Source organism: Mycobacterium noviomagense (assembly GCF_010731635.1).
GTDB classification, from domain to species: Bacteria; Actinomycetota; Actinomycetes; order Mycobacteriales; family Mycobacteriaceae; genus Mycobacterium; species Mycobacterium noviomagense.
The window spans coordinates 185,090-196,770 of sequence record NZ_AP022583.1; the positions used below are offsets into that span (position 1 = coordinate 185,090).

11 protein-coding genes and 1 pseudogene are annotated in these 11,681 nt (G+C 65.0%); 6 read left to right on the forward strand and 6 right to left on the reverse strand.

The window, feature by feature from the left end:
- Positions 1 to 147: 147 nt before the first annotated feature.
- Together G6N15_RS00690 and G6N15_RS00695 are read right to left on the reverse strand one after the other, a co-directional pair.
- Positions 148 to 1,584 carry a mechanosensitive ion channel domain-containing protein gene (locus tag G6N15_RS00690; RefSeq protein WP_083084376.1) on the reverse strand — a complete coding sequence of 479 codons (1,437 nt, stop codon included), beginning with the start codon at positions 1,582 to 1,584 and terminating at the stop codon, positions 148 to 150.
- Positions 1,581 to 3,686, reverse strand: a complete 2,106-nt coding sequence (locus G6N15_RS00695) for an adenylate/guanylate cyclase domain-containing protein (protein ID WP_139797671.1) — start codon at positions 3,684 to 3,686, stop codon at positions 1,581 to 1,583. Before G6N15_RS00695 ends, G6N15_RS00690 begins: the two co-directional genes overlap by 4 nt.
- Before the next feature lie 272 nt (positions 3,687 to 3,958).
- Here G6N15_RS00695 and G6N15_RS00700 point away from each other — a divergent pair, with 272 nt between their 5' ends.
- Positions 3,959 to 4,804 carry a PfkB family carbohydrate kinase gene (locus tag G6N15_RS00700; protein ID WP_083084374.1) on the forward strand — a complete coding sequence of 282 codons (846 nt, stop codon included), beginning with the start codon at positions 3,959 to 3,961 and terminating at the stop codon, positions 4,802 to 4,804.
- A 14-nt stretch (positions 4,805 to 4,818) separates the two neighbouring features.
- Positions 4,819 to 5,652 carry an enoyl-CoA hydratase/isomerase family protein gene (locus G6N15_RS00705; protein WP_083084372.1) on the forward strand — a complete coding sequence of 278 codons (834 nt, stop codon included), beginning with the start codon at positions 4,819 to 4,821 and terminating at the stop codon, positions 5,650 to 5,652.
- A 159-nt stretch (positions 5,653 to 5,811) separates the two neighbouring features.
- Here the strand turns inward: G6N15_RS00705 and G6N15_RS23000 are convergent, their stop codons facing one another.
- Positions 5,812 to 5,967, reverse strand: coding sequence for a hypothetical protein (locus tag G6N15_RS23000; protein WP_232070319.1), 156 nt, complete (start codon positions 5,965 to 5,967; stop codon positions 5,812 to 5,814).
- Here G6N15_RS23000 and G6N15_RS23690 point away from each other — a divergent pair.
- Together G6N15_RS23690 and G6N15_RS23005 are read left to right on the forward strand one after the other, a co-directional pair.
- Positions 5,915 to 6,130 (forward strand): annotated as a pseudogene (locus G6N15_RS23690) (serine hydrolase domain-containing protein); the annotation flags it as partial. The gene G6N15_RS23000 and the pseudogene G6N15_RS23690 sit on opposite strands and share 53 nt — an antisense overlap.
- A 109-nt stretch (positions 6,131 to 6,239) precedes the next feature.
- Positions 6,240 to 6,596 (forward strand): hypothetical protein, encoded by a 357-nt coding sequence (locus G6N15_RS23005; RefSeq protein ID WP_139797670.1) that lies wholly within the window; start codon positions 6,240 to 6,242, stop codon positions 6,594 to 6,596.
- Positions 6,597 to 6,614: 18 nt separating this feature from the next.
- Here G6N15_RS23005 and G6N15_RS00715 read toward each other — a convergent pair whose 3' ends face one another.
- Positions 6,615 to 6,893 carry a hypothetical protein gene (locus G6N15_RS00715; RefSeq protein WP_139797669.1) on the reverse strand — a complete coding sequence of 93 codons (279 nt, stop codon included), beginning with the start codon at positions 6,891 to 6,893 and terminating at the stop codon, positions 6,615 to 6,617.
- 98 nt (positions 6,894 to 6,991) lie between these two features.
- Positions 6,992 to 9,034: an NAD(+) synthase gene (locus tag G6N15_RS00720; RefSeq protein ID WP_083084367.1), complete on the reverse strand. Its 2,043-nt coding sequence runs from the start codon at positions 9,032 to 9,034 to the stop codon at positions 6,992 to 6,994.
- 58 nt (positions 9,035 to 9,092) lie between these two features.
- Between G6N15_RS00720 and G6N15_RS00725 the strand changes: the two genes are divergently transcribed.
- Both G6N15_RS00725 and G6N15_RS00730 read left to right on the forward strand, forming a co-directional pair.
- Positions 9,093 to 9,632, forward strand: a complete 540-nt coding sequence (locus G6N15_RS00725; protein ID WP_083084365.1) for a cysteine hydrolase family protein — start codon at positions 9,093 to 9,095, stop codon at positions 9,630 to 9,632.
- Positions 9,633 to 9,729: 97 nt separating this feature from the next.
- Positions 9,730 to 10,590 (forward strand): NAD-dependent protein deacetylase, encoded by an 861-nt coding sequence (locus tag G6N15_RS00730; protein ID WP_083084608.1) that lies wholly within the window; start codon positions 9,730 to 9,732, stop codon positions 10,588 to 10,590.
- Here G6N15_RS00730 and G6N15_RS00735 read toward each other — a convergent pair.
- Positions 10,568 to 11,647: an NAD-dependent epimerase/dehydratase family protein gene (locus G6N15_RS00735; protein WP_083084363.1), complete on the reverse strand. Its 1,080-nt coding sequence runs from the start codon at positions 11,645 to 11,647 to the stop codon at positions 10,568 to 10,570. The genes G6N15_RS00730 and G6N15_RS00735 overlap by 23 nt on opposite strands.
- Positions 11,648 to 11,681: the final 34 nt, after the last annotated feature.

Below are 11,681 nucleotides of genomic sequence, written 5' to 3' on the forward strand. Positions count from 1 at the left end.
GCATTCCGCCTCCAACAGCCGCAACCGCACGAGCTCGTCGTGCGAGTCGGCATCCGCGGCGAAGTAGTGGCCGCCTATCGGCATATCCTGCTCACGACTGGGCGGCTTGGCCAACGTAATCCACTCAATCTCTCGATGCGCCTGCCACTACCCCGGGGTGCCCAACGGCTCACTGCGTGCTGCCCGCGACACTTGGCTTCGCCGATCCTCGAGGAGGCGGCCGAACTCCTGCAGCAGTAGCGGTTTGTGCATCACCAGACGTTCGAGATACTCCCGATCGACTTCGAGCGCTGTCACCTCTGTCAACGCATAGGCGTCGGAGAGATTCGGTTGGCGAGTGAGCGCGGTCAGCCCGACGAACGAACCTTCGTCCAAGGTTCCCACGTCGGTGACGGAACCGTCCTCGCCCGTCACGCTCAGCCGGATGCTGCCGGCGACCAAAAAGCTCATGCCGCGAGGAACTTCACCGGCGCACTGCACGACTTCCTCGGCGCCGTAGCGGACGACCTTCGCGTACGGAACGAGGGACTGCTCCTCGGCCGGTGTCAGCCGCAATGCCGGTGCTACCACCGTCTGTAAGGCTTTCTCGACACGGTCCGTCGTCGAGAAGTCGTCCTCGGCGCCGTCGAGGTGAAGCCCCTCTCGCCGCGACGCGTACCAGACCCAGCGCAAGAACGTGGCTTGGGCCGCGCCGTCGTCGCCCGGTGACGCCAGCGCGATCGACGTGCGGTATTGCATGCACAACGCCGTGCTGTAGTCGACGCAACCGAGGACCACCGACGTCACCGTGCCGCCGGCCTTCAATTGCGGCAACGCGCTGGCCACTCGCGACAGCATGGCGCACACCCGGTCGGGCGGGTCAGTGGGCGAAAACGTCGTGGTGATCACCAGTTTGTGTGCATTGGCCGGGCGGCTCAGATTCGTGAACGAGGTGGTGGCCAGTACCGAGTTCGGCGTGATCTGTAGTCCTTTGCCCGTCTCGATGTGGACCGCGCGCCAGTTCGCCTCGACGATTCGTCCCCGTGCCGCGGGGGTCTCCAGCCAATCGCCGATCCGGAAGGGCTGTTCGAGCAGCATGAACAGGCCCGACACAACCTGGCCGACCGAGTTCTGCAGCATCAGGCCGATAACCACCGAGGTCACACCCAACGCGGTGAACACGCCTGCGACCCGGACGCCCCAGACATAAGAGAAGATCAGCGCCAGGCCCACTCCGATCAGCAGGAATCGGGCCACGTCGACGAAGATGGCCGGCAGCCGGTCGCGCCACGACCCTTGCGGCGCACTTTGGAACAGGGTGGCGTTGAGACCGGAAAGCACCAGCACCAGCACAACGAAGCCGAAAACCGTTGCCAGCATCCGCACGGAGGTGTCTCGGGCGTCGATCTGCGTCGCCTTGACCAGCAGCAGCAAAAGCGCGCCCAGCGGAAGTACGTAGCTGCGCAACAGGTGGACGGGTCTGGCCAGATGGCTGTTCTTGTGGGCGAGGGTCTGGTGCCATTCGGTCAACACGATCAAAGCGACGGGCAAGCCGATCGCCACACCGATGGCCCAGAAAAACCAGGGCGCGTGAACGAAGTTCATTGTCGCTCCGACAATCGCCAGATCTGCTGCTCTACCCCGTTGACCGAAATAGTGCCGGCCGGCGTGAACTGCCGGATGTCGCGCATCACTTCGTATACCTGTGAGGTGACGTAGATTCCCGGCTGGGGTGAGCCGCGGTGCATCTGGTAAGCCAGACTCACCGCAGCGCCCCACATGTCATAGACGACGCTTGATCGCCCTACCAACCCGCTGACGACCTTGCCCGTGGTGACGCCGGCCCGAAGGGCCAGGTTGTAACCGGTCTGGGCTTTGAATCGGTCGACGATGCGCTGCATTTCGACCGCGAAATCCACCGTCCGGTGCACGTTGTCCAGTCGAGGAGCATTCACTCCACAGCTCGCCAGGTATCCGTTGTGCAGGGTGCGAATCCGTTCGACGCCAAGGGATTCGGCCGCTGAGTCGAACTGCCGAAGCAGCGTATCGACGCCTCGCACGAATACGTCGGACGACACGTCGTTAGAGAACTCGTCGAATCCCACGATGTCGGCGAAGATGACGCTGACGTCTTGGTGCTCTTCGGCGATGGTCTGCTCGCCGCCCCGATAACGCTGCGCGACCGGCTCGGGCATCAACGACAGCAACAGGCGGTCGTTTTCTTTGCGCTGCTCCTTGAGAAGCTCCTCTTTGATCTGAAGATTCCGGCTCATCTCGTTGAATGCCTTGGTGAGGTCGCCGATTTCGTCGCGCGACGTGGCCGGGACTGTGACGTCATAGTCGCCCGCGCTGATCTTCCTGGTGCCCTCCTCCAGCCGGCGAATCGGTCGTACGAACAGCTGGGCAAGCAGCATGGCCGCCACACAGATAACGAAAATGATTGCAGTGGTGGCTAATACGATGGTTTTAGTGAACGAGGCAATCGGCGCGAGGGCCTCGGAATTGTCCCTGGTCGCCAGGATCGACCAGCGCAGATCCGAGTGGGGCACGGTCAACGGGGCGTAAGCCTCCAGCTCCCTGTTACCCGTGTAGTCGGTGGCGCTGATAACGCCGGTCTGTCCCTGCTGTGCGGCGCGAAAGCCCGCGGTGTCGACGGGCTGAACCAACGTGGTGGTGCCCAATTGGACCGCTTTGTTGACGACGTCGCGGGGGGTACCAGACGCTATCGCCTCACTCTGGTATTCCTTCGGGTCCTCGATGAACAGCCGTGAATCAGAGCGCATCAAGGTGTCCGGGCCGGCCAGATACGTCTCGGTTGTCGAGCCCATCCCTGCCGCGATCCAGTCGCGGTTCGCGGTCATGATCGCGTCGATCTTCGAGAACGGCAACGGCAGGGCCAGTACGCCGTCGATCTTGCCTTGGCCGCCCACCGGCGACACCAACCACGCGGTGGGCGCGCCCTGTTGCGCCTGATAGGTCTGGAAGTCGGTGATCCAGACGAAGTTGACGTCGTTGGAGCCCAAAGCTTTTTCGTATGCGTCCCGTAGGTTGGATTCGCGATACGGACCAGTGAGAATGTTGGTTCCCAGGTCGGCATCCTTGTTCACGCAGTAGACGACATTGCCGTTGGTGTCCAGCAGCAACCCGTCTCCGTATTCGAAACGAGTGACGATGTCACGGAAGAAGCTGTTGAACCGGGCCTCGGCGGCCGACCAGGCGCTGCCGTCGCCGGCGTCGTCGACCTTCCTGGATTCGGCGCTGGACCGAAACGGTGCGGTGTAGTGCGCCTGTAGATACTTCTGCGCGTTCGACTGCGGCAGCAGCAGGTGGACGTCGAGGTCTTGCCCGGTCACTCGGTCGGTCGGCTTGACGACCTCGTTGGTGTAGTAGTTCTTCAGTGCCTGCTCTTGCTCGGGGGTGATCGTCGCATTGGCCAGCTGATCGAAGCCAACAGTGAATTGCCGCACCGCGTCGGCCGTGGTCGGGTCGCGGCTGTAGACGATCAGAGAATTCGCCAGGTCGGCGAACAAAGCCGCGACTGCCCGTGTCTGTGAGTCGCGCAGCTCGGTCAGGCGTTGCGACGCCGCCGTGCGTAAGGCGCCGCGACCGGACACGAACCCGATGGCACCGATGACCGCCACCGACACGATGCTCGAGAGCAGCAGCATCACCATGACTTTGGACTGGATGCTCAGCAGCGACAGCATCCGTAGTCGGTGTCTTGGTTTCGCGGAGCGAACCGGTTGGGGGTCCGGGTCCGCTTCCGTCAGCTGCTCTGAGGTCAATCGGCTTCCTTTCGCTGGCGCGCCTCACGAAGCGCCGATCTTGCAGCAGACTAGCGCGAAGACGTGGGGAAAAGGCCGTTTGCCGAAAAGTGAGGTTCAGAGCCCGACACGCCCAATCGCGTCGGCCGTTGACAGCCCGTTATCGCCCGAACCGACCGTTGTGAAAGCCGCTGGGACTCTTTAGCGTCGGCGCAATGACACGGGTGTGCGTCGTGGGCAGCGTGAATCTGGACACCGTTTTGAAGGTTGACGCTCTGCCCCGCCCAGGCCAGACGGTACTGGCGGCGTCGGCGCGGTCGCAGCCCGGCGGCAAAGGCGCTAATCAAGCGGTGGCGGCGGCACGGGCCGGCGCACACGTCGAGTTTGTCGGTGCACTGGGCGACGACGCGGCGGCTGCGCAGCTGCGCGAACATCTGCACGCTAACGGCGTGGGCACCGACGGGCTGATCACACTGCCTGGTCCCAGCGGCAACGCGGTGATCTTGGTGGATTCTGCCGGGGAGAACCTGATCGCCGTTGCGCCCGGCGCCAACGGTCGTCTGACGCTGGAGTCCTCGCGAGTACGGGTAGTCGTCGCCGGTTGCGATGTGTTGTTGCTGCAGTTGGAGATTCCGGTGGCCACCGCTGTGGTCGCCGCCACGGAGGCGCGCGCGGCCGGAGCGGTCGTCATGGTCAACGCCTCGCCGCCCGCCGCGAACCTAGCCGAGCTTGCCGGGCTGGCCGATGTAGTGGTCGTCAACGAATCCGAGGCAGCGCAGTGGCACTGGCCGGTCCCGCATCTGGTCATCACCCGCGGAGCACGCGGTGCGTCCTATGTCGGTGAGAGCGCCGAATTCACCGTACCCGCACCAGCGGTGAAGCCCGTGGATTCGACGGGAGCCGGCGATGTGTTCGCCGGGGTCCTGGCCGCCAGCTGGACCGGCGACGTCCAGCATGCGCTTCGGCGGGCCTGCGCTGCGGGAGCATTGGCCACGCTGGTACCCGGAGCCGGTGACTGTGCTCCGCGCAGCGACGCCATCGACGGCGTCGTGCGGGACTGAGTTAACGTCTGTCCATGCCGACAGCCGACGACAGCAGCCCACGCCCACCCGAGGGCGATTGGTTGGGAACGAAGTTCCTGAAGTTCACCCGGGAGGGCCCATTCGCGATCGTTACGCTGGACCGCCCGCAAGCGCGGAACGCCATGACGCCGGCGATGTATTTCGGCATCCGCTATGCCATCAGCCGGGTCGACTCCGACCCGGATCTGGCTGGGCTGCTGATCACTGGAACCGGCGACGTGTTCGCCCCCGGTGGTGATCTCGGCGGTGGTGGCCGCGGCGAGGACAACTGGCTGCAGTTCGGCTCGGCTCTGTCGATGGATGTGACGCCATTCGACACGTTGCGAAAGTCGGCCAAACCGGTGGTTTCCGCGGTCAACGGGTTGTGCCAGGGCGGTGGGCTGCAGATTGCGATGTGCAGCGATGTGGCGGTGGTCAGTGACCGCGCCACGTTCCGCGTTCCGGAGTTGTACCGGGGCATCGCCGACACCTATTACAGCCAGATGCTGGCACGCATCGTGGGGCCGATCCGCACCCGGGACCTGATGTTCACTGGGCGGACGCTGACCGCGGCCGAGGCGGTCGAGTGGGGCATGGTGGCGCGGCTGGTGCCGCATGACCAACTGATGGACAGGGCACGCGAGGTGCTGGCCCAGTGTTGCCGAACTGCACCTGGGGCACGCCGCATCGTCAAGTCGAGCTTGGACAACTACCTAGGCCTCTATGACCGGATCGGGATGGAAGCCAGCATCGAAAGCGCTGAAGCCGTCGAGGGATTCCGGGCATTCGCCGAACGGAGATCTCCGAACTGGGTGCATCCCGAGCTGCGGCTCGATGGTCGCCTGTAGCTGTGGCAAGCGCCGTCACGCCCTGCTGCTGATCGCGGCGCTCGCAGCGACGACTGCCATCGGGGATCCGAGCGCCCACGCCCAGCCGAACCCGGCGCAGCAGTGCCGCGCCGCCAGCCCTGCCGCCCAGGCGATCCTTCCGGTTGTGCAGTCCAATGTTCAGAGATTCCTAGGGCGACACCCCAGATCAATCACGCCGGGAGTGTCGCTGGCTGTGGTGTCGCCGTCGGCGGACAACCCGTCGGTACCGAGCACCGCGATCATCAACTGCGGCGTCACCGCCGTCGACGGAACGACACCCACAACCTCGGACACCGTCTACGAACTCGGCTCGGAAACCAAGGTTTTCACTGGGTCCGCGCTTGCCGGACTGTCATTACGGGGTGTGGTGCAGCTCGACGACACCCTGCAGTCGTTCTTACCGCAGCCCTACGTCGCACCGGCGAACAGCTGCGTAAACTCCAACCCGTCACCAATTACGCTGCGCGAGCTAGCAACTCACAAGCCGGCGTTGCCACCCCCTGTTACTGGAACAACGTCAACGCATACGCCGGCGGCGGCGCGCACTTGTGTCGACGATCGCGGACATGGCCGCGTTCACCGCCGCCAACCTTGGCTTCAACAGCGCGCCCGCAATATCGGCCGCCCTGCGGTTGACGCACAACGGTCAGGGCATCGGACCGGATTGCGGCACGTGTCAGGGACTGGCGTGGATGATCACGCCGCCGCGCGACCCCGGTTCGGTCAGCGGATTTCCGATGCTGTCCAAGGACGGCGGTACGTGGGGTATGTACTCCCACACCTACCTGTTCCCGGACACCTGCTGGGGGATCACTTTCCTGTCGAACTCCAACAGGGCATTTCCGGTCAGCACCAACGGTTTCGCCCACCCGATCATCTTGGCATTGGCGCCCAAGCAACCGTGCGGCCGTCAATGGACCTGATCGACCGCCGAGCGAACGTCATGTGGGCGTGGCATTGCCGGCCAACCATGCGGTGGTCACCGCACGGGTCTGTGGCGGCGGGAAGTGCTCGTTAGGTGAACCGAGCTGCCCGACTTTGACCGTCCATGTCGGGTAGAGCGATCCAGACAAGTTCCGGGACCCTGGCTTGGGTTCGCCGTTCGGGCCGACAGCCACCACCGTGATCACCTGAGTGGCTGGCGGTTCCGCAAGGGCGGATCCGATCAGCGGATACACCGCCATGGCCGCGACCGCTTCGAGGCCGCCACCGCGCGCCACCCTATGGCCATTGCACCGTTTGCGAACCTGTCCATTGCTCTAGCTCCCCCGCTACGGGTCCTCCACCCAACGGTAAAGCGGAACGCCTGAGGTTGCGGCTACTTCTCGGGGATCTCGCGCTCGATCTCGTCGAGCCAAATCCGCGCCGACATGTCCGACGGCGCGCGCCAGTCGCCGCGCGGAGACAATGCCCCGCCATGAGATACCTTGGGGCCGTTGGGCAGAGCGGACCGCTTGAACTGGCTGAACGAATAGAACCTCTCGACGAAAACCTTCAGCCAGTGCCGGATCTCGTGCAGCGAGTACGACGGCCGCTTGTCCTCGGGAAAGCCGGGCGGCCAGTTGCCGCGATTCGAGTCGCTCCAGGCATGGTAGGCCAGAAAAGCGATCTTCGAGGGGCGGAACCCGAAGCGCAACACCTGGAATAGCGAAAAGTCTTGCAGCACATAGGGTCCGACTTTTGCTTCGCTGCTCTGGATCTTCTCCTCTTCGCCGCTGGGCACCAGCTCGGGGGTGATCTCCGTGTCGAGCACCGACTGCAGCGTGGCGCACACCTCCTCGTCGAACTGGCCGGAAGAGATCACCCAGCGGATCAGGTGCTGGATCAGCGTTTTGGGGATACCACCGTTGATGTTGTAGTGCGACATCTGGTCTCCGACACCATATGTCGACCAGCCCAGCGCCAGCTCGGACAGGTCACCGGTGCCGAGCACGATGCCGCCCCGCTGGTTGGCCAGCCGGAACAGGTAGTCCGTGCGCAAGCCGGCCTGGACGTTCTCGAAGGTGACGTCGTAGACCTTCTCGCCGCGGCCGAACGGGTGATCGATCGTGGACAGCATCAACTGTGCGGTGTCGCGGATGTCGATTTCTTCGAAGGTGACGCCCAGTGCCCGCGCCAGCCTGACCGCGTTGGCCTTTGTGCGCTCCCCCGTCGCGAATCCGGGCAGTGTGAATGCCAGAATGTCGCTGCGAGGCCGCTTTTCGCGATCCATTGCGCGCGCCGCGACGATCAGCGCGTGTGTCGAGTCCAGCCCGCCGGAAATCCCGATGACGATCTTCGGGTAGTTCAGCGCACGCAGCCGCTGCTCGAGGCCGGCGACCTGGATGTTGTACGCCTCGTAGCAGTCCTGTTCCAACCTCGAGGGATCGGACGGCACGAACGGGAACCGCTCGAGCTCGCGGCGCAGCCCGATGTCGCCGAGCGGCGGATCGAGCCGAAACTCGATGCGCCGGAACGACTCGGCCAGCGCCCGGTGATGGCGCCGGTTGTCGTCGAAGGTGCCCATCCGTAGTCGTTCCGAGCGAAGCAGCTCGGTGTCGACGTCGGCGACCGAACGGCGTTCCCCTTTGGGGAAGCGCTCCGACGTGTCGAGCAGCACCCCGTTCTCCCAGATCATGGTCTGGCCATCCCACGCCAGATCGGTCGTCGACTCGCCCTCCCCGGCGGCGGCGTAGACGTAGGCGGCCAGACACCGCGCCGACGCCGAGCGCGCCAGCAGGCAGCGATCCTCCGCGCGCCCGATGGTGATCGGGCTGCCGGACAGGTTTGCCAGCACCGTCGCCCCAGCCAGCGCCGCTTGCGCGCTGGGCGGAACCGGCACAAACATGTCTTCGCAGATTTCGACATGCAACACGAAGGCCGGCAGGTCGGTAGCGGCGAACAGCAGATCCGGCCCGAACGGGGCCTCGGTGTCGCCGATGCGAATGGTGCCGTGTTCGTCGTCTCCGGCCGCGAGTTGGCGGTGCTCGTAGAACTCGCGGTAGGTCGGCAGATACGACTTGGGCGCCACCCCCAGCACGACGCCGCGGTGGATGACGACCGCGGCGTTGTAGATGCGGTGTCGGTAGCGCAGCGGCGCGCCTACCACCAGCACCGGCAGCAGGTCGGTGGAGGCCGCGACGATGTCGAGCAGCGCATCTTCGACGGCGTCGAGCAGCGCGTCCTGCAACAAGATGTCCTCGATCGAGTAGCCGGACAGCGTCAGCTCGGGAAATACGGCCAGCGCCACCGCGTCGTCGTGGCATTCGCGGGCCATCCGCAAAACCGACTCGGAGTTGGCCGCGGGGTCCCCGATCGTGGTGTGGTGTGTGCAGGCGGCGACCCGCACAAACCCGTGGCTGTAGGCAGAGTAGAAGTCCATTGCCCTCACATTCTTGCCCGGCCGGTGTCAATACCCGGCCACCGGGTATGAACAGATCATGAGCGACACCGCTGTCCTGGTCGTCGACATGCTGAACAGCTATCAGCATCCCGACGCCGACGTTCTGATACCCAATGTCGCGGAAATCATCGACCCGCTGGCCGATGTGGTGCGCCGCGCGCGTGCCCGCGACGACGTCGACCTGGTGTATGTCAACGACAACTACGGCGATTTCACCGCCGAGTTCTCCGACATCGTCCGCTCGGCGCTCGATGGGGCACGGCCAGATCTGGTGGAGCCGATCGTCCCCCCCGAGGGCTGCCGAGTGGTGACCAAGGTCCGCCACAGCGTGTTCTATTCCACCCCGCTGGCGTACCTGCTCGGGCGGCTTGAGACCAAACGGTTGATCCTGACCGGGCAAGTCACCGAGCAGTGCATTCTCTACAGCGCGCTCGACGCCTACGTGCGTCACATTCCGGTGGTGGTGCCCAAAGACGCCGTCGCGCACATCGACCCCGAGCTGGGGGCGGCTGCCCTGAAGATGATGGAACGCAACATGGACGCCGAGCTGACGACAGCGGCGCGCTGCCTGGACTAGCCCCGGCCTACTGCCGCGAGCGTGCGCAAAATGCCACTCCGATCGGCGTGTCGGCGCACAAACACGCACGCTCGCCTGGGTGACTAGCCTCGAGCTGGTGCAGGTCACCGACGTCGCCGTGCCTGAGCTGGTCAGACTGCTGACCGGGCGCCGGGTGGTGGCGCTGACCGGCGCAGGGATCTCTACGGACTCGGGCATTCCGGACTACCGGGGACCGGATTCGCCGCCGAGTAATCCGATGACGATCCGCCAGTTCGTCGGCGATCCGGCGTTTCGGCAGCGCTATTGGGCCCGCAACCATGTCGGCTGGCGGCACATGGACGACACGAGGCCCAACGCGGGGCATCGGGCGCTGGCCAACCTCGAGCAGTCAGGTGTGCTGAGCGGGATCGTCACCCAGAACGTCGACCTGCTGCACACGAAGGCGGGCAGCCGCAACGTCGTCAATCTGCACGGCAGCTATGCGCAGGTGGTGTGCCTGAGCTGCGGCTACACGATGAGCCGCGCAGCGCTAGCCGAGCGGCTGGAAGCTCTGAATCCCGGCTTCATCGAACAAGCCGAGGCGGTGGGCGGGCTGGCAGTAGCTCCCGACGCAGACGCCGTCGTCACCGACACCGCGTGGTTTCGCTACCTCGACTGCCCGTCCTGCGGCGGCATGCTCAAACCCGACATTGTCTACTTCGGCGAGAATGTGCCCAAAGACCGTGTGGCCCAAGCGTATTCGCTGGTTGATAATGCCGACGCAGTATTGGTCGCCGGGTCGTCGCTGACGGTGTTTTCCGGCTACCGGTTCGTGCGCCACGCCGCATCGCTGGGCATGCCGATCGCGATCCTCAACCGCGGCCGCACTCGTGGCGACGACCTGGCCACCGTCAAGGTGGACGGCGGCTGCTCGGAGGTGCTGGCGCTATTGGCCGACGAGCTCGGCTGTGCACTCAGGGCAGTTTGCGAACAGTGATCGGTCCGTTGGACAGGTCACGCCGAATGCTGTTGACGAACGAGCGGGTGCTCAGCACCGGGCTCGGGGTTGCGCTGTGGTGGATGAAGCCGTCGATGACCTCGGCGACGGCTTGCAGGGCGTCATGCTTCGGGGACCAGTCCAGCAGCGTGCGGGCGCGTTGGGTGTCCAGCAGCGGGACCGCATAGACCAGATCCAGCCAACCGGGGTCGATCGGCTGCAGCCGCGCCATCCAACTGGCCTGCATCAGCGTCCGCAGCACGGTCGACGGGACGTGGATTGGCTTGGCGCCCATGGCCCGTGCGATGTCATCTCGATGCACCGGCGGTTCGCCGCTGAGGTTGAAGGGCCCGGCGGCGCGGCGTTCGACGGCTTTGACGATGGCGTCGGCGACGTCGTCGGCGTGGATGACGGGAACCGTGAGCGATCGGTCCATGGGCAGCACCGGCAACAGCCGCAGCCATGCCGGGTCGATGTAGGCCGGAATCGTGTAGCGCCGCAGCCCCTCGGCGGCGTCGCGTTGCACCACGAATGCCGGCCGCATACGGGTGATCACGACGCCGTCACCTGTGCCGTGCTCGTAGTCGTCGAGCATGGCTTCCACCGAGGCTTTGGCTCGGCTGTACGGCGAGCTGGAGATGCCGGTGGTAGACCACGATTCGTCGACGCGCTGGCCGTAGCGTCCCGCGGCGTAGGTTCCCACCGAGGACATGTGCACCAGCTGGGCGACTCTGGCGGCTCGCGCCGCGGCCAGTACTGCCGAACTGCCGTGGATGCCCACCGCGTCGAGATAACGGGTATTACGGGTTGGCTGAAATCCCCACGCCAAATGGATCACGCACTGCGCGCCGGTGAACACTCGCTGCAGGCGAGTGACGGCGTGCCGGTCCGCCAGGTCGAGTTGATGCCAACGCGCCGCACGGTAGACCCCTACCGGTGGTGGCCGGCGTCGCGCCACGGCATGCAGCGCGTAATCGCCTTCGGCGGCAGCCAACCGTTTCAGTAAGGCGGTGCCGATGTTCCCGCTCGCGCCGGTGATCACGATTCGTGTCGGCATACCAGATAGCAATACCCGTTCAGCGCGGGAAAAT